The 21,162-nt window shown below is 32.5% G+C and carries 23 protein-coding genes, 2 tRNA genes and 1 pseudogene; 14 read left to right on the top strand and 12 right to left on the bottom strand.

Annotation, left to right across the window (positions count from 1 at the left end; all coding sequences use genetic code 11):
• The first annotated feature begins 209 nt into the window (after positions 1-209).
• From AAHN00_RS14255 to AAHN00_RS14230, 6 genes are all read left to right on the top strand, one after another.
• Positions 210-1,472 carry a pitrilysin family protein gene (locus AAHN00_RS14255; RefSeq protein ID WP_342271661.1) on the top strand — a complete coding sequence of 421 codons (1,263 nt, stop codon included), beginning with the start codon at positions 210-212 and terminating at the stop codon, positions 1,470-1,472.
• Positions 1,469-2,152, top strand: coding sequence for a uroporphyrinogen-III synthase (locus AAHN00_RS14250; protein WP_342271660.1), 684 nt, complete (start codon positions 1,469-1,471; stop codon positions 2,150-2,152). Before AAHN00_RS14255 ends, AAHN00_RS14250 begins: the two co-directional genes overlap by 4 nt.
• Entirely contained in the window at positions 2,133-2,747 is a 615-nt protein-coding gene (locus AAHN00_RS14245; protein WP_342271659.1) for a hypothetical protein, read from the top strand. The genes AAHN00_RS14250 and AAHN00_RS14245 overlap by 20 nt, the downstream gene beginning before the upstream one ends.
• A gap of 4 nt (positions 2,748-2,751) precedes the next feature.
• The gene (locus AAHN00_RS14240; RefSeq protein ID WP_342271658.1) at positions 2,752-3,819 is read left to right on the top strand and encodes a tetratricopeptide repeat protein; all 1,068 of its coding nucleotides are present in this window, start codon (positions 2,752-2,754) and stop codon (positions 3,817-3,819) included.
• Between the two features lie 246 nt (positions 3,820-4,065).
• Positions 4,066-4,929, top strand: a complete 864-nt coding sequence (locus tag AAHN00_RS14235; RefSeq protein ID WP_342271657.1) for a transposase — start codon at positions 4,066-4,068, stop codon at positions 4,927-4,929.
• Entirely contained in the window at positions 4,902-5,393 is a 492-nt protein-coding gene (locus tag AAHN00_RS14230; protein WP_342271656.1) for a transposase, read from the top strand. Before AAHN00_RS14235 ends, AAHN00_RS14230 begins: the two co-directional genes overlap by 28 nt.
• Before the next feature lie 229 nt (positions 5,394-5,622).
• Here the strand turns inward: AAHN00_RS14230 and AAHN00_RS14225 are convergent, their stop codons facing one another.
• The 3 genes from AAHN00_RS14225 to AAHN00_RS14215 form a co-directional block, all read right to left on the bottom strand.
• The gene (locus AAHN00_RS14225) at positions 5,623-7,998 is read right to left on the bottom strand and encodes a penicillin-binding protein 1A (protein ID WP_342271655.1); all 2,376 of its coding nucleotides are present in this window, start codon (positions 7,996-7,998) and stop codon (positions 5,623-5,625) included.
• A 160-nt stretch (positions 7,999-8,158) separates the two neighbouring features.
• Positions 8,159-9,496 (bottom strand): tRNA (N6-isopentenyl adenosine(37)-C2)-methylthiotransferase MiaB, encoded by a 1,338-nt coding sequence (gene miaB, locus AAHN00_RS14220; RefSeq protein WP_342271654.1) that lies wholly within the window; start codon positions 9,494-9,496, stop codon positions 8,159-8,161.
• A 256-nt stretch (positions 9,497-9,752) separates the two neighbouring features.
• Positions 9,753-10,040, bottom strand: coding sequence for a type II toxin-antitoxin system RelE/ParE family toxin (locus AAHN00_RS14215; RefSeq protein WP_342271653.1), 288 nt, complete (start codon positions 10,038-10,040; stop codon positions 9,753-9,755).
• Positions 10,041-10,116: 76 nt separating this feature from the next.
• Between AAHN00_RS14215 and AAHN00_RS14210 the strand changes: the two genes are divergently transcribed.
• From AAHN00_RS14210 to AAHN00_RS14200, 3 genes and pseudogenes are all read left to right on the top strand, one after another.
• Entirely contained in the window at positions 10,117-10,617 is a 501-nt protein-coding gene (locus AAHN00_RS14210; protein WP_342271652.1) for an IS6 family transposase, read from the top strand.
• Between the two features lie 44 nt (positions 10,618-10,661).
• On the top strand, positions 10,662-11,924 hold the full coding sequence (locus tag AAHN00_RS14205) for an IS256 family transposase (protein WP_342270914.1): 1,263 nt from the start codon (positions 10,662-10,664) through the stop codon (positions 11,922-11,924).
• Positions 11,925-11,947: 23 nt separating this feature from the next.
• A pseudogene (locus AAHN00_RS14200) lies at positions 11,948-12,208 on the top strand (DDE-type integrase/transposase/recombinase); the annotation flags it as partial.
• On the opposite strand, the gene AAHN00_RS14195 reads toward AAHN00_RS14200, so the two are convergent.
• The 8 genes from AAHN00_RS14195 to AAHN00_RS14160 all read right to left on the bottom strand — a co-directional run bounded on the left by AAHN00_RS14195 (position 12,189) and on the right by AAHN00_RS14160 (position 18,073).
• Positions 12,189-13,043, bottom strand: a complete 855-nt coding sequence (locus tag AAHN00_RS14195; protein WP_342271651.1) for an IS982 family transposase — start codon at positions 13,041-13,043, stop codon at positions 12,189-12,191. The pseudogene AAHN00_RS14200 and the gene AAHN00_RS14195 overlap by 20 nt on opposite strands.
• A 453-nt stretch (positions 13,044-13,496) precedes the next feature.
• Positions 13,497-13,573, bottom strand: a tRNA-Arg gene (locus tag AAHN00_RS14190).
• Between the two features lie 57 nt (positions 13,574-13,630).
• Positions 13,631-14,005 carry a M23 family metallopeptidase gene (locus tag AAHN00_RS14185; protein ID WP_342271650.1) on the bottom strand — a complete coding sequence of 125 codons (375 nt, stop codon included), beginning with the start codon at positions 14,003-14,005 and terminating at the stop codon, positions 13,631-13,633.
• Between the two features lie 25 nt (positions 14,006-14,030).
• Positions 14,031-15,011 carry a transposase gene (locus AAHN00_RS14180; RefSeq protein WP_342271649.1) on the bottom strand — a complete coding sequence of 327 codons (981 nt, stop codon included), beginning with the start codon at positions 15,009-15,011 and terminating at the stop codon, positions 14,031-14,033.
• A 42-nt stretch (positions 15,012-15,053) separates the two neighbouring features.
• Positions 15,054-15,455, bottom strand: a complete 402-nt coding sequence (locus AAHN00_RS14175) for a hypothetical protein (protein WP_342271648.1) — start codon at positions 15,453-15,455, stop codon at positions 15,054-15,056.
• 78 nt (positions 15,456-15,533) lie between these two features.
• Positions 15,534-16,811, bottom strand: a complete 1,278-nt coding sequence (locus AAHN00_RS14170; RefSeq protein ID WP_341748489.1) for an APC family permease — start codon at positions 16,809-16,811, stop codon at positions 15,534-15,536.
• Between the two features lie 314 nt (positions 16,812-17,125).
• Positions 17,126-17,200: transfer RNA gene (locus AAHN00_RS14165), tRNA-Glu, on the bottom strand.
• 411 nt (positions 17,201-17,611) lie between these two features.
• Positions 17,612-18,073: an outer membrane protein assembly factor BamE gene (locus AAHN00_RS14160; RefSeq protein WP_342272693.1), complete on the bottom strand. Its 462-nt coding sequence runs from the start codon at positions 18,071-18,073 to the stop codon at positions 17,612-17,614.
• 108 nt (positions 18,074-18,181) lie between these two features.
• Between AAHN00_RS14160 and rpmF the strand changes: the two genes are divergently transcribed.
• The 5 genes from rpmF to AAHN00_RS14130 all read left to right on the top strand — a co-directional run bounded on the left by rpmF (position 18,182) and on the right by AAHN00_RS14130 (position 20,815).
• Positions 18,182-18,382 carry a 50S ribosomal protein L32 gene (rpmF, locus tag AAHN00_RS14155; RefSeq protein WP_341751317.1) on the top strand — a complete coding sequence of 67 codons (201 nt, stop codon included), beginning with the start codon at positions 18,182-18,184 and terminating at the stop codon, positions 18,380-18,382.
• Between the two features lie 6 nt (positions 18,383-18,388).
• Complete coding sequence (locus AAHN00_RS14150; protein ID WP_342271647.1) at positions 18,389-19,342, top strand: beta-ketoacyl-ACP synthase III; 954 nt, start codon at positions 18,389-18,391, stop codon at positions 19,340-19,342.
• Positions 19,336-19,635, top strand: a complete 300-nt coding sequence (locus AAHN00_RS14145) for an HU family DNA-binding protein (protein ID WP_341751315.1) — start codon at positions 19,336-19,338, stop codon at positions 19,633-19,635. Before AAHN00_RS14150 ends, AAHN00_RS14145 begins: the two co-directional genes overlap by 7 nt.
• Positions 19,636-19,965: 330 nt before the next feature.
• On the top strand, positions 19,966-20,268 hold the full coding sequence (locus AAHN00_RS14135) for a MerR family transcriptional regulator (protein WP_342271645.1): 303 nt from the start codon (positions 19,966-19,968) through the stop codon (positions 20,266-20,268).
• 139 nt (positions 20,269-20,407) lie between these two features.
• A complete protein-coding gene (locus AAHN00_RS14130; RefSeq protein WP_342271644.1) occupies positions 20,408-20,815 on the top strand; it encodes a transposase in 408 nt (135 codons plus the stop codon).
• On the opposite strand, the gene AAHN00_RS14125 is transcribed toward AAHN00_RS14130, so the two are convergent.
• Complete coding sequence (locus AAHN00_RS14125) at positions 20,736-20,915, bottom strand: hypothetical protein (RefSeq protein ID WP_342271592.1); 180 nt, start codon at positions 20,913-20,915, stop codon at positions 20,736-20,738. The two genes, AAHN00_RS14130 and AAHN00_RS14125, sit on opposite strands and share 80 nt — an antisense overlap.
• Positions 20,916-21,162: the final 247 nt, after the last annotated feature.

The raw sequence follows: 21,162 nt of genomic DNA, 5'->3' as shown, positions 1-21,162 counted from the left end.
ATTTATAGATGCGACAAAACCGTTGATAATTACCATATTGCACTTGAATATACTGGCATAAAAAAGAAGTTAAGTATAATCAATGGTTATCAGCAACTCAAATAGATTGACTTATGCAGTAAGTCTTTTGTTTTAATAGGAAATGACTCCTTGCATAACTAGTTGTAAAGAGTTATTTTAAGGTCATTGGAATCTAAATAAGTGATAAAATGGACTTTAATTCAAGCAAACTTAAAAATGGTCTAACTATTCTTACCTATAATATGTCTAATGTAAATTCTGTAGCTATTAATGTCATTGTTAATGTAGGTAGCCGCTATGAACAATCTTCAGAAATAGGCATATCCCATTTTCTTGAACATATGGCATTTAAAGGCACAACAACTAGGTCTGCTAAACAAATTGCTGAAGAATTTGACTCGATAGGAGGACAATTTAATGCATATACCTCACATGAACAAACTGTTTATTATTCAAAAATATTGACTGAAAACTGCTATAAAGCTTTAGAAATACTGGCAGATATCATCCAAAATTCAGTTTTTTCAAAGGAAGAAATAGCCAAAGAATATCAGGTGATTCTACAAGAAATTGCTCATGTTCAAGATAACCCTGATGAACTTATCCACGAGAAATTTTACAGTAGTGCTTATGAGAATCAAGCACTTGGCAGGTCAATTCTAGGAACTCACGACAGTTTGGCTAAATTTGATAGAGAACATTTTAGTAATTACGTTGACAAACATTATAATGCCGAAAATATTTACTTATCAGTAGCAGGAAATATTTCCCATGAGCAAGTTGTAGAATTTGCCAAAAAATTATTTTGTTCATTAAAAAATAAACAAAATAGTCATTTTGAGAAAGTTAGATATACAGGGGGACATAGCTTTATCACCAAAGATCTTGAGCAAACTACTCTAGTTCTAGGTTTCGAGAGTGTGCCGTATTTTAACATACAACAATTATATCATACGCAAGTTCTTTCACTAATACTTGGCAATGGTATGTCATCGAGATTATTTCAACAAATCAGGGAAAAACTTGGACTGGTTTATTCAATTGGTAGCTATAATAGCTCCTACTATGATAGTGGGATTTTTGGCATATATGCCTCCACTAATCATGATAAACTACCATTCCTTACAGAACAATTAGTTAATGAAATAAAAAAAGTTTCTACAGACATCAAAGACTCAGAAATTGATAGGGCTAAAGTACAACTAAAAACTAGTATCTATATGGCTCAAGAAGAATCTTCTTATAAATCAGAAGAAATTGGTAAGAATTTTGCTGTTTTTGGCAAATATATACCTACTGAACAAACTATTGAACATATTATGAATATAACAAAACAAGATATAATAAATATTGCTAACAAAATATTTGTTACAAAACCTACTTTATCTATTATTGGTCCTAAACCACTTGCCATAGATTATCAAGAATTATGCCATAAGCTAGCTTTATGAAATCGGTGCTATTAACTAGAAGTTTAGAGGATAATAATGAAACCATTAGAGAATTGGAGAAAAATTGTAGTTTTAAATATATCTGTTCTCCTTTAGTGGAATATCAAGCTTTGCCATTAAATAGCACCATTTTGCATAATTATGTTAATATAATTGTCACCAGTAAATTTGCTGCTAGAATCCTTGCTGGGCATCAAGAGGTAGAACAAAAGAACGTATGGATAGTTGGCAATTCATCAAAGTTAATTCTAGAACAAAGAAATTTTGTAGTACGATATGTTGCTACAAATATTCAAGACCTACTAGAAAACATCCCTCAAGAAATATATGAGCAAACCATATATTTATCGTCAAATGAAATTACTCAAAATTTGCCTCAAAAAATAAAAAGACACATTATTTATCGGGTAAAATACGCGACCCAGCTGTACCAAATAGCAGAGATTGAAAAGGGCATCAATTTTATTTTACTATATTCACAGAACAGCACTAAGACTTTCATTGAATTATTAATAAAAAATAATTTGCTAAAACTACTAGATAATAGTTTAGTGATTACTATAAGTGAAAAAGTAGCAAATATTATTAGATATTTTGCCAAAAATGTGGTTTATTGTGATAATGGACAGCCGCAACAAATGTTAGAGTTATTAATTTATAATGCAAAAATCAGAAACTAATATAATAAAAGTTCGTAGTAATAATCCTATTATTCTTACAATTATTCTAATTGTGTTATTTGCCATATCAATAGGTTACATGACTTTTTTAAATAATAAAAAAGTAGATACTGAACTACCTGACAACCCAACTACTTCTAAACCAGCTACTATATCAGAAAATGTTGTACTTCAAAAAGATAGTAGTTTGAATCAAGAAGAAGTCTTATTAAACCACCAACCCAAATCATCTAAGCCCCCCCCTAATTATAGCATTTATTTACTTAGCGTTAATCTTTTAGTGATAAATTTTTTACAAGATAAAGATTATACACAGCAAATTCGTCAAATTGAAACTGTAGAGTTACCTACAAAAATAAAAAATATTTTGCTAGACCTACACAATTATAATGAAAATTATTTACTTAATAATAGTCTAGGTTTAGTCAAGATATTTCCAAAAGCAAATTGTTGGATCGAGAAATTTATTAAGATTGAAAGGAAATCTAGTTTTACCAAAGACAAAGAAAAACTAAAGTTGAGAATAATAGGCAATCTAGATTTTTTTATTAATTTCTTTTATTCAGAAGAATTACAGCAAAAATTTGTAGAGTAAAATAATGATAAGATTATTAATAATTTGTATTACATTTTTGTTATTATATTTAGGCTTTTCTGTCTTAAATCAGCTTGACTCAACATTAACCTTAAATTTATATGATTATTATATAGAAACCTCCTTTTTTACTTTCATTATTTTATATATATTATTTACACTTTTTAGTGCTATTTTTTTAAAAATAATATTTCTAATTATTGACCTACCTGCTAATTTAAAAGATCTTTTCTTTTCCAAAAGAGCCACTACTGATAATTACCTACTGATGAAGGCTATGGCAGAATATATTGCTGGTGAAAAATCAAAATCAGTAGCAACTAGTCAGAAAATAGCTTACCGTTTAAGCAAAGAAAACAAGGTATTTCATACTTTACTTTTAGCAGAAGCAGAATTAGATACTTCAATAAGAATACAATATTTTCATGAATTAGAGCAATCTAAACATTATAGTGCCTTTGTTACTAAAAGACTTGCACAAATATTTTATCAAAATAATATGTATGAAACAGCTGAGAATTATGCTGTTAGATCATTTAACCTAAATGAATTTGATAGTGAAACTTTAAAAATTTTACTTGATTGTTATGCTAAACTTTCTCTGTGGACAAAATTTATCTTTGTGGTATCCAAACTTAACAGAGTTGACACACAAAAACTAGAGTCTATAAAGAACAAAATAGCTGATTATTATGTTGAGGCTGCCAAAAATATGCTAGAAGCTAATGAGACAAAAGATGCTATCCATTATTTAGAATCAGCTATTAAACTTATACCTTCACATATCTCCGCATTAAATCTTTATCTACCTATGAACTCTTCTAGCTGGAATAATAAAAACATTGAAATATTAAAAGCTGCCTTCGCAAATAACCCTTCTTTTGAGATTGTAGAATTATATAAGCAATTTTCTTCTGTACCACCTTTAAGAATTTATGAAGATCTAGCAATGTTAGTAAACCCTAAACAATATTTAGGGCTATTTTTAGCTATAGCCGCTTATTTAGGCTTACCGGAAAAGATTAAAAATCTTAAAAATGAACCTGAACTATTACCTTTTCATGATATTTGAGATTAATAGACTTACTGCATAAGTCAATCTAGTTGGTGATTTTGTCGTCGAAACTCGCCTCCGCTCCTCACGTACGTCTGTGTACGCGAAGGTAGCCGGCTTCGTTTCTCCTAAAAATCCCTCAACTGTCTGTCCGGCAAAACTCTATAAGTCTTATAGATAATAGGGTTTAATGGCAGAAAATAATAAAGAAATCCATAAGAAAATGTTAAAATATGCTAATAAACCTTATGGATTTCAGTCAATATGCCAATAGAAAATATTATCAAATCACAAAAACAAGGAAAACTTTTTGGTTATAAATTAAAAGAAGAATTAAACTCAAATAATAAGCTATATAAATTAAGAGAATTAATAAATTGGTCTGGTCTAGAAGAATGGTTATCAAAAAATGTTTCTATTAAGAGATTTGGTAGAAATAGAAAATGTCATAGAGTGATGCTTGGTGTAACGATGCTACAAGCAATGTATAATTTTTCAGATTCATTAGCAGAGGAAGAACTAAAAGAAAACATGTATTGGCAATATTTCTGTGGGTGGGAATATATAGAAACAGATATAGCGATGTCGGAAACTAGCATAAGAAGATTTCGTAATTTATTAGGTGAATCTGGATATAACGAGATATTAGCAGAGTTGATAAGAGTTGGAATAAGAACTAACACAATTAAAAAAAAAGATTTGGAATTGATAATTGCTGATACAACGGTACAAATTAAGAATATCAAGCACCCACATGATGTTTATTTAATGGATAAAGCTAGGCTTAGTATTGTGAAGCTTTGCCAAAGTTTGGGTATAAGTTTAAACGAAACCTACGCTAGAACCTATAAGCGAGATATAATAAAGCTCTGGAAGTATAAAGAGCATAGCAAAGCCAAGAAGCGTTGGAAAATAATGAAGCATTTAAAAACGTTACTTGGTCGTTTGGTTAGAATATGTGAGCGTGAGATAAAAAATCAGAAATTAAACTTATCTATCAGAGATCAAGAAGTATTGAAAAAAGTAAAACAAATACATAGCCAATCTGTTTTAAAAAGAGAAGAGAAAAAGCAATACAAAGAACAGAACAGAATAAAATATTGTATAGTTTTCATGCCCCTGAGGTAGAGTGTATAGGGAAGGGAAAACGAAACAAGCCATATGAGTTTGGCAATAAAGTTGCGGTAGTAGTCAGTGGTCGTAGAAATTTTGTACTGTCAGCAAAATCGTTTCATAATAATCCTTATGATGGTCATACATTGCAGCAGAGTTTTGAAGCGGTAGAAAATGTAACTGGAATAAAGATAAAAAAATCGTTTGTTGATCTTGGTTATACTGGCAGCAATGTTAAAGAGAAGAGTAAGGTATATACCCCAAAAACTCGGAAAAAGTTATTGAAAGAAGACAAGTGTATGATCAGGAGACGCAGTGCTATAGAACCAATAATAGGGCATTTGAAACAATATGGCAGGATGGGCAGAAACTTCTTGAAGGGTGTGATAGGAGATGTGATCAATCCAATAATCTCTGCTATAGGTTTGAATTTACGATGTATTGCCAATCATTTACACATCATGCCTAACTCTACATAAAAAAATTATCATTAAAAAACTTGCTAAACGATTAAAAAAAATCGTTAACAATAAGCTCATGTAAAAATTTTACTAAAACAGAAATTTTTCAATAAAATTGAAAACAATTTTTAATTTTAGTGCAAATATTAGAATTTTTTTTGTAAAAATTTTATTCAATCATAGATTATGGGGGGCTTTAAATATTTTTGGCGGACGGACTCAACTATCTTTGATTTATGCAGCAAGTCTAATATATCTCCTGAGAAGTATCTTTTTCGGGAGGGATATTATGGAAAGCATCATTATCTTGACCTTGGTGTTCTTCTTGATAATCTAATACTGGTATATCATGAATTTTGAATGCTTCCATAATACTACTAGCAGAAGTAATTTTACCAGTTGTTGGATCTATTGGTAACAATTTAATTGATTCTGGTACTTTAAATGCCAGTGATGGAATATCAGAATAAGCCTTCTCCATAAAATCAATAAATATAGGCAAGGCAACAGTTGAACCTGTTGCAGTTTTTCCTAGTGTTTTTGGTGTATCATAACCAATATATGTTCCGACAACTATTTTGGGAGTAAAACCAATAAACCAAGTATCCATACTCTCATTGGTAGTACCACTTTTACCAGCTATAACCTTACCAAGTTTTTTTGCAGCGGTTGCCGTACCTCTTTCAACTGCTCCAGTGAGAAATGAGATAATCTGATAATCACTTGCTTCATCGGTAATCATCCGATAGTCGGGTTGAGCTAGGATAGGGAGTGATAAGTTATCAGTAAGCTGGGAGTCAGATACATTACAATTTTTACATTCCCTATTATCTCTACGATAAATTATTTTACCATTACGATCTTTAATTAGCTCTACGAAATGCGGCGTAACTTTTTTTCCTGAATTAGCAATTATTGCATAAGCATTGGTCATTTTTTCTAGTGTGGTTTCGAGCGAACCAAGCACCATAGAGTAAAATCTCTTCGGCTCATTATTAATACCAAATCGCTTGATTATCTCAGCAACTTTGCTTAGCCCTATAGCTTGTGCTACCCTAACAGTAACAAGGTTTCGTGATTTCTCAAGCCCTATACGCATAGTAATTGAACCTAGAAAATTCCCTTTATAATTTTTTGGTCGCCAAACTGGCATGCCAGGACCTTGCGGAATCTCTACTGGACCATCTTCAAAAATTCTATTTGGCTGGATTGCGTTTTCTAAAGCAGCAAGATAAACAAAAGTTTTACTGAGTGACCCTGGTTGTCGCAGTGCCTGAGTAGCACGATCAAATTTACTAACTGTGAAATCATATCCACCAACGCTGGCAAGTACCTGACCTGTTGTAGGATTCATCACTATAATCGCACCATTAACAGTAGGAATTTGACGCAAATAGTAATTAGCATTTACTTTTTCGACTACTACAACGTCACCTTTCTGTAAAAGAGTTTTTACTGATTTAAGATCATTTTTTGCCCACTTCATTTCTGATAAAACTATTTTTGACTGACTCAAGTCACAAAGACCAATTTCTGCTTGATTATCCGAAACATTTAACACAACAGCTAATTGATATTCTAAAATAGCTGGAGGCTTTGCTACTTTATTTAAATTATCTTGCCAGTTATTTAGATCAATATTAGTTATGACTCCTCTAAAACCATGCTTCCTATCATATGCTCTTATGCCTTGCCTAAGAGCATTTTCTGCAGCTTGCTGATAACCAGCATCAAGTGAAGTAATGACCGTTAACCCTCCAGTATAGAAATATTCTTTACTGCCAATTTTACTAATGACTTCTTCCCGTACTTGCGCAGCATAATAACCGGCTGTAACGGTTTCATTACGATCCCGCTTTTGCAAAGTAATAGGACTATCTACTGCTTCTTTTGCTGTCTCTTGCGTTATATAACCATCTTCCAACATTCTCATAATAACATAATCTCTACGATCTTTCACCCTAGCATAATTTCTCTCCGGATTAAAATTTGATGGTGCTTTTGGTAGACCAGCGATAAAAGCTGATTCGGCAACAGTTAAATCTTCAATAGACTTATTAAAATAATTCTGAGCAGCCATGGCAACTCCATAAGCTCCCCTACCAAAAAATGTTTGATTAAGATATAACTCCAAAATTTGATCTTTAGTAAAAGTTTTTGAGACCATATATGATAAAATCGCCTCTTTAATCTTACGTTCTATCGATACCTCAGAGCTTAATAAAAAATTCTTAACTACTTGCTGGGTAATAGTTGACCCTCCTTCCACTCTACGACGGTGTACGATATTAGAGATATTTAATATTGCTGCTCTGATTATACTTATAACATCAACTCCTGGATGTTCAAAAAAATTCTTATCTTCTGCTGAAATAAACGCCTCTATGAGAGAGCGTGGTACACTACTAATAGGTACAAAAACTCTACGTTCCAAAGCATACTCCTCCATTAATTTTCCATTTTGGGCATATACTCTTGTTACCGATGGTGGATGATAATCGGCAAGTTGAGAATAGTCCGGTAAATCCTTAGAGTAATGATACAACAAATATATACAAGCACTAAGAGCTATTATGCCTGATATTATAAATAATTTAAAAGATATATAAAAAAATTTGAGCATTTTTGATAGTGTGTTTCTTACATTTATTCAAGTAAAAGTTTTATCTTATATAATATCATCATCTAAAACATCCTTCCTGTTTATTTTTTAGCTCCCAGTTTACGTTGTGATGACTGGGATAAGAATAGTTAATTCCTATCCCGAATTCGCGTAAATTGGATCACAGCACCATTTCTCCGCTCAAACTACTTGCCCCAGCCTCGGTAATTTTTACGTCGATAATCTGACCGAACAAATCTTTTGCAGGGCTTATTACATGCACCGACTGCATATAACATGTTTTCCCTATCAGTTGATTGTCCAATTTACCGTCACGATCAAATAATACTGGCATTATTTTGCCAATACAACTGTCATTAAACAATAATTGTTGGCGAGATATTTCTTGCTGTAAAATTGCTAAACGCCTAGATTTTATATGTTCAGGCACTTGCTCTTTAACCGCAGCAGGTGTACCAGGTCTTGGAGTATATTTAAAAGAATAACACTGACCATAACCAACTTTCTTTACTAGATCTAAAGTGTCAGCAAAGTCTTCATCCGTTTCTCCGGGAAATCCTACAATAAAGTCAGATGAAAAGACTATATCTCTTCTCGCATTTCTTAAACGATTAATAATATCAAAATAATAATCTCTGTTATGTCTACGATTCATTGATTTTAAAATTTTGTTAGAACCTGACTGTACTGGCAAGTGTAAAAACGGCATTAATTTTGGCTCAGACCCATGTAACAGAATTAAATCTTCTGTCATATCAATAGGATGAGAAGTAACGTATCTAATACGCTCAAGACTTGGTATTTTTGCTATGTAGCTGATTAGATCTGCTAAACTATACTCTTTGCCTTCAATAGTTTTTCCATGATAAGCATTAACATTTTGACCTAGCAAGATTACTTCTCTTGCTCCGTTTGAAACGGAGCTTGTAATTTCCCTGTATATTTGTTCTAGACTCCTTGAGAATTCTGCACCCCGAGTATAAGGTACAACACAGAAAGTACAAAATTTGTCACAACCTTCTTGAACTGAAATAAGGCTACTTACTCCTTGTATATTAGACTGTTCAGGCAGCTTATCAAATTTAGCTTCTTCAACAAAATCTAATTTAATTACATGTTTTTCATGTCTAGCAATTTTTGCTATCAACTCTGGTAAATCGTAGTAAGATTGTGGTCCTACTACTATATCTACATAACTAGCTCTTCTAAAAATTTCATCACCTTCAGCTTGTGCAACACATCCAGCAACAGTAACGATTACATTACCTTCTCCCTTTGATTTTCTATCATCTTTAATTTGTTTGATGCGACCAAGCTCGGAATACATTTTTTCTGCAGCTTTCTCCCTAATATGACAAGTATTTAAAATAATCATATCAGCTTGGTACATAGAATCAGTTGGCTGATAATCAAATGGCTCTAGCAAATCCTGCATCTTGATGGAGTCATATACATTCATTTGACATCCGTAAGTTTTAATAAAGAGCTTTTTTTTCACGTTTTTTACTTAACAAAAATAAATTTAGGTTGCATTATATATAATACTGTAAAAAATATGACATATTTTTTTGGAATGATTTTATTTGAGGTTATTAAGGTTTGGAAAGTTATGAAGCTTTAGTATACTCGGTGAACTTCAAGAATTGGCGTCGTCGTGTCTAAAGATATCCGCTGCTCACGTACTAATGTACGCTCCGCTGCTCGACTTTGACACTCCTAGCTCTTCTTGAAGTTGACCTTCGTCTACCAACTCTTCATTTACGAGCAGTATACATATGTTTGTGTAATACTCTAACTATGATAATACCATATTTTTGTTTTAGATAATACAATATATGTTTTTTTGTAGGGAAGCTCAATAAGGTAGGATATATATCATTTCGTAAAGTACCTATATTAGGATTAAGACTTAAAGCAATAGCTTTGTTATGTATCTCATCTAAATATTTTATAGTTTGCTGCCTTCCCCAATGTTTTAGTGTATAATCTGTAATATCTTCAAGATCACGTTTCGCACTATTTGTAAATTTACACTGAACCATTAAGCTTTATTGGTTCTGTCGCATATGTTGGACAATAGAAAAAAGATTGATATAATGATCTAAAAAAGATGTTAAGATGTTTCGTATTACTGCAAGATTATTATCATATTTCAAAGGATTTTGTTCTTCACCAGAAATAATAATGTTATTTGTCTATATGAAATGCCGATTTTCTTTAAGTTATCGAGATTTGGAAGAAATGATGAGTATAAGGGGAGCAAAAATTGATCACTCTACATTACAAAGATGGGTTATAAAATTTGTACCATTGATAGATCAGGTGGTTAGAAAAAGAAAGAAGCCAGTTGGTAGTAGTTGGAGAATGGATGAGACTTATATTAAATTAAACGGTAAATGGGTTTATTTATATAGAGCACTAGATAGTCTTGGTAATACTGTAGACTTTCTGCTACGTAAGCATAGAGACAAGCCTGCAGCACTTGCATTTTTTCGTAAAGCCTTTAGAGAGAATAATTTTCCTGAGAAAGTAGTAATTGATAAAAGCGGTAGTAATACGGCTGCTCTTAATGATTTGAGTCTGTCCTATAGTTTGTGTAAGTTGCAAAGAAAGCAGTAAGAGATTACTGTAAAAAAAGTAACTTAAGCAAGCAAGGAGGAATTATGGCTAAAAAATTAGATACAGATAAAGATACATTAGACATCAGTAATCAGCTAGTAGAAGAATTATTATCAAAAGCAGATCCATCGGAGTTATTTGGTCGAGATGGTTTATTTCAACAGCTAAAGAAGCAAATAGTTGAGAAAATATTAGCAAGTGAGTTGGATCATGAATTAGGATATTCAAAACATAGCAAGATGCCAAAAGTAGATAATAATCGTCGTAATGGTAGCTATGAGAAGACAGTAATTGATGGGGATGGTCGTAAGCTGACAGTAGAAGTACCAAGAGATCGGGAAGGAGAGTATAATCCTCAATTAATACCAAAAGGGCTGAGGAGATTTAATGGATTTGATGAGAAAGTGATATCCCTTTATGGTCGCGGTATGACAGTCAGCGAGATCCGAGGGCATTTAGAAGAAATATATCAAACTGATGTATCTGGTGACTTGATATCCACCATAACAGATGGGGTGATAGAAGAAGTAACTAGGTGGCAAAATCGTTGTTTAGATAGGGTGTATCCAATATTATACTTGGACTGTATCTATGTAAAATCTAGAGACAATCACATAGTAATAAATAAAGCAGTATATTTAGCACTTGCTGTAAATATAGAAGGGAAAAAGGAGTTACTTGGCATTTGGATAGGCAAAAATGAAGGTGCTAAATTTTGGATGCAAGTAGTTACTGAGTTAAAGAATCGAGGAATTGAACAAATTTATGTTGCTTGTGTGGATGGTTTAAAGGGCTTTCCAGAAGCTATAAGCAGTGTATTCCCGAGTACTATAGTACAATTATGTATTGTACATATGGTTCGCAATTCAGTAAAGTATGTGTCATATAAAGATTTAAAAGAGGTCACATCAGATCTAAAACAAATTTATACAGCTAATAATGACGAAATGGCACGTTTAAAACTTCAGCAATTTGGTGTAAAATGGGATAAAAAATATCCGGTAATTTCTGATATTTGGCAACGTAATTGGTCTGGGATAATACCGTTTTTTGCCTTTCCTGAAGAGATCAGAAAGGTAATTTATACTACTAACACTATAGAATCTGTAAATCGTCAAATTAGAAAAATTATCAAAAATAAGGGGGTGTTTCCAGATGATAAGTCAATTCAAAAAATAATATTTTTATCCCTACAAAATGCAGCCAAAAAATGGACCATGCCTATTAAAGATTGGTCTTTAGCTTTAAATCAATTTGAAATACTTTGTGGAGATTTTAAATATGATTTATTGGAAAATAAAAAATGAACTTACACAAATTAAATGATTGACTCAATGATTTGAATACAGAAGTTCCTAAAGATTATAAAATTAAGGTTATTCAGACCAAATACCTGAATAATCTTGTAGAACAAGATCATAGGTTTATCAAAAAACGTACAAAGCCAATGCTTGGTTTTAAGAGTTTTCATTCTGCAGAAATGACTATTACCGGTATAGAAAATATTCGTATGATGCAAAAAAGACAAATAATTGGAGCTAATGATAATCTTTCTACTTTTGAGAATTTTGCTATGTTAATGGCATCATAATGTCCAAAACCTTAGTTTTAACAATCTTGATGTAGTATGATTTATAGATGCGACAAAACCTTGGTGATCTATGTCTAGTATGTTCAAGGTTCATTTTATTTTTTAGATAATCAAAAACTGTTTCAATTAAGTTACGCTTTCGAAGTAAGATTTTTTCTTTCAAATCCATTAATTTATTTTCCATATTCTTCTTAATTCCATGAATCATTTTTAAGCCTCTTTCATATAAATTTAAGAACAAATTTTGCTTAATATAACCTTTATCAGCTGCTATAATTCCAGTTAATCTTTTTGTTAACTCCGGTACTGGAACCCTATCATCTACATTGCCTTTGGTCACTTTTAATGCCATAAACTCCCCTTTATTATTGATTATTACATGTAATTTAAAACCATAAAAATACCCCATAGAGGATTTACTATGTTTGGCTAATCCTTTAAAAACTTTATTGCTATAACGCCTTTTATTGTGACAAGCTTTAATCGTTGTAGAGTCAATAAAATAAATACCTGTTTCCTCACCAAACAACAAATGAATCAACATATTTAGCGGTATGAATAATCGTGCCATTAATTCAACAAATCTATTATAACTCAAGGCTTTGGGAAAATCATCCTTATGCATGCACTCTATATAACTTTTATAGAAAAATTTAAAATTCTTAGCATAGGATGTATGAAACATAATTATTATTGTTAACATTTCACTTAGACTCATGCTACAACAGCGATTTCTTTGCTTATTTGATGGTAATAACTTTCTCTGTTCATACTCCAAATAAATTTTACAAAAATCATCTATAAAACTATATAATTCTGTGATATCTTTTCTCATGCCTGTAGTTTGTTTTTTTGTTTAAAAATCTCAATAACAACCAGCTGAAGCTGGTGGGTTGATATCTAGACTGGAAGTCGCTATTACTCTAAAGAGATATTACTAACGCCTGTGCATTATCTCTCTGATCCTAACTCTTAGGTTACCCTGCAGTATTTTATAGCGATATTTAGTGATTCAAACAACATTAAAGCGATGGTAAAATACAGTGTGGCTAGTCTTGTTAAAATATCATATGTTCAAGTTATAGTGAATTGAAATATTAGAACAAGGACTAAAGTCTTTCCCAGCTGAAGCTGGGGGTTTTAACCAAAAAGGTGACTATAAATACTGCAGGCACTCCTTTTTGACAATCCTTTTATCTATTACTATTTCATCTATATCTTATCCCGAACTGACGTATATTGGAAAATCTTTAATAGACTTCTTTCGAAACTAGACAATGATGTAGAATGGCGAAGCCGAGGGGATTCGAACCTCCGACCTAGCGATTAGGAATCGCTCGCTCTATCCTGCTGAGCTACGGCTTCTTTTTTACTGTTTTTGAAGATTAATCATTAGACAAGAGGTCTATTATAGCAAAATTTTCAACAGTTACAAGCGTGTGACACAAAATCAAAAGGATTGACATGTTTATTATTAAGCCAAATCTCAAAATGTAAATGTTCCCCAGTACTATTGCCACTATTCCCTTGAAGCCCAATCATTTGACCTTTTATAACCATATCTCCTTCTTTTACATGTATTTTTCTCAAGTGAGCATATTTAGTGATAAATTTATTTGAATGTTTTATTTCTATCGAATTTCCATAAGCACGTTCTCGCCTTACGGTAGTAATTATTCCATCAGCAGAGGCATAAATAGGAGATTTACTATAGCCTTTTAAGTCTGTTCCACAGTGGAATTTCTTTTGTTTTTTCCTAGGGTGTTTGCGTATGCCATAATGACTGGTAACCTTCACTTTATATTGTGCAGGAGTTTCGCAGTTAGCAAAATTGCGAATCAGCTAAAAGGCATCTAATGTTGTTCTGAATTGATGTTTTTATAACTTCCCAAGTTTGTTGATATAAAGTAATTTTTTCATTTATCCTCCTTTTGTTCATATCGAGCCAAGCAAATACGGCAAGGCAAATATGATTTCTCTGAGCTCGACCCGTGCGTGCCTGACAGCGTTCAATACCAAAAGTTTGTTTTAATTCTCGATGATAAACTTCTATAGACCACCGTGCCTTAACAATTTTCTCTATTTGTTCACGTGTTGGATTTTCTAAGTTAGTTATTATGTAATCAATGCGACCATTTTTTGCCACAAACTTAAATACCGTAACCCAACCGTATCCACGTAGGTGAATTTTTAGTCCCTCATCAGGAATCTCTAAACTTTCTAAGCTAACATTATGATTAACTTTTCTATTTTTTCTTAGGTTACTAACCCATGTCCAACCTAAATTACGTATATGTTTCAAATTCTCCAAACCGCTATACCACGCATCCATTACTACTGCATCAGGATTGATCCCTCTTTCCTTAGCTAAAGTAAGCATATCACAAAAATGCTCATTCTTTGTTTTTCCATCAGTTTCTTTATCATATATTCTATAATCTACAGGGGTAGATTGATCAGTTTTAGCATTGTAATGCAGTAAGTTGACCATCCCTATACCAGGTATAACATCATGTACAGCTCCAGAATATTGATAATGTACAAGCTCAATTTTCTTACTGTATTGCTTTGACAATAACGTGTCATCTCCCACTAATAAACAAGAAGCTTCCCTATCAATATATTTTGACACTTCTCTGTAGATCCCGCTAGGGCGGAAATCCTTACTATTTAACCATCGACTTGCACTATCATGAGATAGGTTTATTGGACTTACTTCAGATAATGCTTTACCACTATATCTTACGCTATTTGCTTGTAAAAATGATTTATATAAGTCTTTGCTACATTTTGATCTTGCCATGCTTAACTAAAACTCTTTCTTGCTAGATTAACATATTTTTTGCTAAGTGCGAAACTCCTGTTGTGGTAACATTATAGAAATAGTAGCAGTTAGCTTGTCTAATTGTGCTAGTTCATTAATATTAAGGGAACTATTTTTATTACTAGCTTTTTGAACAAATCGTAATTCTTCTTGGGATAAGAACTTATACTTACAATTTAATTTTAGTAGCAGGTTCTTAATCTTGGTTGACCTGATCATTGCTTGGTTATTAATATTCTCAGCACAGCTGGCTTTAAATTTTTGTAAAAAAACCTTATTATATTGGCTATTATTAATAATAAGACCAAAATCTTTTGCATAGATGCAGTTATTTTTACTTAGTGCTGCTAAATTATATTGTATAATTAAAGTGCCGTGATTTAGTTTATGATCTTTTTGTAATTGCTGAGTAGTAATAGTCAAAAGCGTCTTGTTGGTAGATGAGGAGCTACATCCTTGTAATAATAGTGTAGTTAACAACAATATACAAAATTTAAGCATTTATTGCCTTTTATACCAAAGAAAATAAACCGGTACTCCGCTTAATATAAATGAGATAGCTGGTATTATGACCTTTAATGGTGTCTCACAAATAATCCATAGGCAAAAAGCAATTGATCCGAAAGCAATTAACCATTTATATAGTGAAGATTCTTCTAACTTTGCTAGCAGTAATTTTAAAAAAGCTACACTACAGGCTAGATATACAAATAAAAAAGAGATAACTGAAAAACTAATTATTGCGGTAACTTGTTCTGACAAATCTTCATTTGTTGTACTAATCAATAATAATAATATTCCAATGCAACTTACAAACAAACTCCAAATTGGAGCTCCATTTTTATTTTTCTTAGCAAAAAAAGATGGCATTAAACCGTCTTGTGCTAATCCTAAAGCAATTTGTCCGCTGATTAATACCCAAGCATTTAACGTTCCAATGCAAATAATTGAAGCAAGCAAAGAAATAAGTAGATGCCACTGACCGCTAAAAATTATTTGAGTAGCATCTACATAAGGGGCGTTAGAATGTATCAAATCTTCTCGTGGAATTAAACCAATTATTCCAATACTATTAATAAGGTATAAAATAGCCACACAGAGTGTACCCATTACTATTGCTCTTGGTATTGTTTTTGATGGGTTAATTACTGAACCAGCTTGAGCAGTTGCTGACTCTACACCAATAAATCCCCAAAATGTCAGTAACGTTACTTCACCAAGAATTTGAGAAAAAGTTAAATTAGTTATTCTCTTATCCATAACAAAATTATTACTATCAAACTGATATAATGCTACAACTGGTATTATTATTAATGGAATAAATTTTAGCATTGCTAGTATAAATTCAGCACGCCCCGCTACTCCTATACCTTTAAAATTTAGTAACATAACAGCAAATAACAATAATATTTGCAGAATTAAGCATATAAAACTATTATGCACACCAATTAAAGGTGTTAAATATGTAACAGCTGAAATAACTACTACAGCTGTACTAACCCATGAAATAATCCAATAAGTCCAGCCAGTGAAGAATGCTACATCATTGCCAAATGCCTGCTTTAAATAAACATGAGGTCCACCTGTTTGTGGAAATCGTGCACAAAGTATACCAAATAAAAGTGCTATTATTATGGCACCACAGGAAGATACTATCCATCCAACTAAACTAAAAATACCAAATGGGGCTAAACCTGCTGGTAATATCAAAATAGCAGTGCCAAGTTGGCTACCAATAACTAAACCCAAAACTGACCAAAAACCAAGCTTTTGTGACATGTAATCCTTAAGATGTAGTAATCATAAACTTTACATAAAAAAATAAAAACTTGAGAACTGATTTATCAATTTTCAAGTTTTTGCAAGCAATACATTACATTCGACAATTATATTGTTGTTTCTTACGACCGCATATAGCTTTGCCGGCGTAGATCATGAGTAGGTCATTCCTAGCTAAAAGCGGGAATCCAAAAAGTAGCCTGCAAAGGCTATTAGATATTATAGATTTCCGCCATTGCTAAGAATGGCATACTAGTGATCCACGTTGACAAAGTCTACGCAAGGATGACATCATTTTTACCACATAAAGATACTGGTGACCCCTACGGGACTCGAACCCGTGTTTTCACCGTGAAAGGGTAACGTCCTAACCACTAGACGAAGGGGCCATAAACTCTTTGGTATAGCTAACCAAAGAAGGTTTTAGCCATAGCAATGGTGATAGCCTTAATGTCATTCCCACGTAGGTAGCAGAATCTAAAAAAATAGTCTAAAAGACTATTAGATATTAGACTTACTGCATAAGTCAATCTAGTTGGTGATTTTGTTGTCGAAACTCGCCTCCGCTCCTCACGTACGTCTGTGTACGCTGCGGTGCTCGGCTTCGTTTCTCCTAAAAATCCCTCAACTATCTTTGATTTATGCAGCAAGTCTATTACAGATCCCGCTACCTTCGCAGGGATAACATATTTTTAACTAAGATATCAACATGCAACTAAAACATTCTCAGATTATCTAATATTCTCAGAATCAGAGCGTTCTAGTTTATACAGTATCTATGAAATATTGCAAGTATGATTTTATCGTTTCTTCTTATTTTTTCCGTCGGTAGTTTTATTAAACCTACCAATATTTTTTACAAACTTTTGTAGTCCATTTAATTCTGTACCATAAGTTTTAGTATATTCTTTAATTAACATTATATCTTCTTTATGTGAGTCATTAAGTACTAAAACTTCTTCAATTATATCATTTTTATTAAAAGTAATTCTTACTATTCTTTGTTCAATCACTTTTGGTTTAAACCATGCTCTCCTAGCTAAAGAACGTTGAATATAATACCAAGTATTCGGTGTATAGTCAGGTATAATTGTTGGTGTGCCAATTAAATCTTTTACCTCGGACTTACTAAGCCTGCTCTCCTCAAGCGTAGGTAATAAATTATCATCCACATACTGCCCTCTTGATTCTATAGTTTGACAACTACATAATGTAAAGAATATTGATGAAACAAGAAAAGTCCGAATTATAAAAAATTTCATAAAATTTATGTTTGAAATACCTAGATTTTGCAATGGAAGTATAATATACTGCTTCATCGATTTGACAAACACTTTTTCACAAGTTAAGTATAATTTTTAAGAGGCTATATGGCAGTTCCAAAGAAGAAAACATCAAAATCAAGACGTAATATGAGACGCTCTCATCTTGCACTTGGTAAGATTAATGTAGTAGTAGATTCTCAAACAGGAGAATATAAACTTCCTCATCATATATCTTTAGCTGATGGCACATATAATGGTCGTCAAGTTATTGTGAAGAAAGAAGAAAAAGATGAAGAAGTAGCATAAACCAGTATGGCTTGTAAAATTCTTGGGTGTGGTGCATATTTGCCGGAACGTATTGTTAACAATGCAGAATTATCGTTATCGGTTGATACCAACGATGAATGGATTCGCTCAAGGACGGGTATATTACAAAGGCACATTGCCGGGAACGATGAATATACGTCACATTTAGCTCTTAAAGCCAGTCAGAATGCTCTAGATGATGCTGGATTAAAGGCATCATCTATAGAGTTAATAATTACCTGCAGCACCACTCCAGATAATAGTTTTCCTTCTATAGCTTCTAAGTTACAAGGTTATCTTGGGCTTAATAATGTACCTTCATTTGATCTCCAAGCGGTATGTTCGGGTTTTGTATATGGTTTACATGTTGCTGACTCTTTGATTGAATCTAGAAAATATAGAACAATATTACTGGTTGGTGCTGAAAAAATGTCGTCTCTACTAGATTGGAGCGATAGAACTACTTGCGTCTTATTTGGTGATGGTGCTGGTACTGTAATTCTGCAATATAGTGAGGATAGTTCTGGTATAATAGACAGTAATATTTACTCGGATGGTCGTTATTTTGATATTCTTTACACTGATGGTGGTGTAAGTACAGATGGCAAAAGCGGTAAAATAAAAATGAAAGGACGGGAAGTTTTTAGGCATGCAGTAGAAAAAATGAGCAAATCAGCTGAATACATATTACATAATAATAATTTTACCATAGATGATGTTAATTATTTTATTCCACATCAGGCAAATATAAGGATTATAGATGCAGTTATAGAGCGACTAAAAATTAATCCAAGTAAAGTAGTAAAAACGGTTGAGCAGCATGCTAATTGTTCTGCTGCTTCAATCCCTTTGGCTCTTGCTTCTCTTAAATCTTATGCTAATATCAAAAAAGGTGATATACTCCTTTTTACAGCTATCGGTGCTGGAATAACTTGGGGATCGGTTTTAATCAGATGGTAACAACTAAGACTATTACTAGAGAGAAAATTGCTCACATATTAAAATCTAAGCTAGGGCTATCAAGTATTATATGCGAGGAAATAGTCGAGCAAATATTTAAGAATATTCAACAAATGGCAAGCAATCAAAGATTGACGTTAGCAGGTTTTGGAAGCTTTTGTACTAGCACAAAAAAACCTAGGCCTGGCATAAATTTTCATACAAAAGAGATAGTGATAATTCCAAAGAAAGAGGTAATGCGTTTTATACCAGCTAAAAAGTTAAAATTATTAATTAATTCACCTTACGTATAGCATTTAAAAATTGCATAAAAGTACAAGACGTTATTAGAAGACCACGTGAGTGTAGTGGCAATCCACATTCATTAGACTTCTTTCGAAACTCTACTTCTGCTGGTGATTTGGACAATGATGCGGTACTCGAATCCGTAACGGAATTAGAGTACGCTGCGGTTTGAGGTGAAGCGTCTCCTTCAAATCCCTCAGCACAAGCGAGTTTCGAAAGAGGTCTATTAGAGATTGCTTCGTCGCCACAAAGTGGCTTCTTGCAATGACGCCAAGCTGTTTTTCCTATGACTTTTAAATTGCCAGCAACAATAGAATTATGCAAGAGGTCTATTAAAAATGCAGAATAAGAAATATTACTCCATTAGTGAAGTAACAAACCTTCTAAATATTCACTCTCACCAGCTAAGATATCTAGAGCGGCTACTACCAAACCTAACTATACATAAGATACGTAACAGACGATATTATACAAGACAAGATATTGAGTATTTGAAAACCTATATGACAACCAAGAATATACCGACAGAATCGCAGCCTATTATCTCAAAACTATCCCACAATCAAATAAATAAAATTGATTGCCTAATCAAAAACTTTTATGACTTATCGTTGACCATCCAGCAAATTATTTCTAGATAAAAATTAATAATTCTTACATAGTCTGTCCGGCAAAACTCTATAAGTCTTATAGATAATAGGTTTTAATGGCAGAAAATAATAAAGAAATCCATAAGAAAATGTTAAAATATGCTAATAAACCTTATGGATTTCAGTCAATATGCCAATAGAAAATATTATCAAATCACAAAAACAAGGAAAACTTTTTGGTTATAAATTAAAAGAAGAATTAAACTCAAATAATAAGCTATATAAATTAAGAGAATTAATAAATTGGTCTGGTCTAGAAGAATGGTTATCAAAAAATGTTTCTATTAAGAGATTTGGTAGAAATAGAAAATGTCATAGAGTGATGCTTGGTGTAACGATGCTACAAGCAATGTATAATTTTTCAGATTCATTAGCAGAGGAAGAACTAAAAGAAAACATGTATTGGCAATATTTCTGTGGGTGGGAATATATAGAAACAGATATAGCGATGTCGGAAACTAGCATAAGAAGATTTCGTAATTTATTGTCCCACTTTGGGAGAAAAACCCCGCACTTGCAGTGCGTCGTTTCAACATAAATTTTAAATATCTTATCAAGAAAAGATAAGAATGAATCATACAGATATTTTTTAACAAAATCTTACACTTCACAGATATATTCTTTTTGTGTTGTGACACTTTCTAAATGAGCCATATACAAATAGTTTCTAACTTTTAAGTTAGTACATACATTAGGCATTCATGCCGTAATATTAAGCTCTGCACTTGCAGTGCAGAGTGGTTAACTCAATCATAGATTATGGGGGGCTTTAAATATTTTTGGCGGACGGACTACATAGAATTGCACTTAAATAGGAACATTCTGTATGAATTGCCAAAGAAAAGCCTTGAAAAGACTAAATACGATTAATAATCATATTACAAA

The organism is Candidatus Tisiphia endosymbiont of Parasteatoda lunata, assembly GCF_964030955.1.
Taxonomy (GTDB): domain Bacteria; phylum Pseudomonadota; class Alphaproteobacteria; order Rickettsiales; family Rickettsiaceae; genus Tisiphia.
The sequence above is the reverse complement of the archived record's forward strand: the minus strand, read 5'-3'. Positions and strand labels throughout refer to the sequence as shown.

Excerpts from the sequence above, each read along its gene's own strand:
- AAHN00_RS14130 (WP_342271644.1), top strand. The coding sequence starts at position 20,408 with ATGCCAATAGAAAATATTATCAAATCACAAAAACAAGGAAAACTTTTT.
- AAHN00_RS14170 (WP_341748489.1), bottom strand. The coding sequence starts at position 16,811 with ATGTCACAAAAGCTTGGTTTTTGGTCAGTTTTGGGTTTAGTTATTGGT.
- AAHN00_RS14145 (WP_341751315.1), top strand. The coding sequence starts at position 19,336 with ATGGTAACAACTAAGACTATTACTAGAGAGAAAATTGCTCACATATTA.
- AAHN00_RS14195 (WP_342271651.1), bottom strand. The coding sequence starts at position 13,043 with ATGAGAAAAGATATCACAGAATTATATAGTTTTATAGATGATTTTTGT.
- AAHN00_RS14135 (WP_342271645.1), top strand. The coding sequence starts at position 19,966 with ATGCAGAATAAGAAATATTACTCCATTAGTGAAGTAACAAACCTTCTA.
- AAHN00_RS14250 (WP_342271660.1), top strand. The coding sequence starts at position 1,469 with ATGAAATCGGTGCTATTAACTAGAAGTTTAGAGGATAATAATGAAACC.
- AAHN00_RS14205 (WP_342270914.1), top strand. The coding sequence starts at position 10,662 with ATGGCTAAAAAATTAGATACAGATAAAGATACATTAGACATCAGTAAT.
- AAHN00_RS14255 (WP_342271661.1), top strand. The coding sequence starts at position 210 with ATGGACTTTAATTCAAGCAAACTTAAAAATGGTCTAACTATTCTTACC.
- AAHN00_RS14180 (WP_342271649.1), bottom strand. The coding sequence starts at position 15,011 with ATGGCAAGATCAAAATGTAGCAAAGACTTATATAAATCATTTTTACAA.
- AAHN00_RS14240 (WP_342271658.1), top strand. The coding sequence starts at position 2,752 with ATGATAAGATTATTAATAATTTGTATTACATTTTTGTTATTATATTTA.
- AAHN00_RS14245 (WP_342271659.1), top strand. The coding sequence starts at position 2,133 with ATGCAAAAATCAGAAACTAATATAATAAAAGTTCGTAGTAATAATCCT.
- AAHN00_RS14225 (WP_342271655.1), bottom strand. The coding sequence starts at position 7,998 with ATGCTCAAATTTTTTTATATATCTTTTAAATTATTTATAATATCAGGC.
- AAHN00_RS14150 (WP_342271647.1), top strand. The coding sequence starts at position 18,389 with ATGGCTTGTAAAATTCTTGGGTGTGGTGCATATTTGCCGGAACGTATT.
- AAHN00_RS14235 (WP_342271657.1), top strand. The coding sequence starts at position 4,066 with ATGCCAATAGAAAATATTATCAAATCACAAAAACAAGGAAAACTTTTT.
- AAHN00_RS14210 (WP_342271652.1), top strand. The coding sequence starts at position 10,117 with ATGTTTCGTATTACTGCAAGATTATTATCATATTTCAAAGGATTTTGT.
- AAHN00_RS14215 (WP_342271653.1), bottom strand. The coding sequence starts at position 10,040 with ATGGTTCAGTGTAAATTTACAAATAGTGCGAAACGTGATCTTGAAGAT.
- AAHN00_RS14160 (WP_342272693.1), bottom strand. The coding sequence starts at position 18,073 with ATGAAATTTTTTATAATTCGGACTTTTCTTGTTTCATCAATATTCTTT.
- rpmF (WP_341751317.1), top strand. The coding sequence starts at position 18,182 with ATGGCAGTTCCAAAGAAGAAAACATCAAAATCAAGACGTAATATGAGA.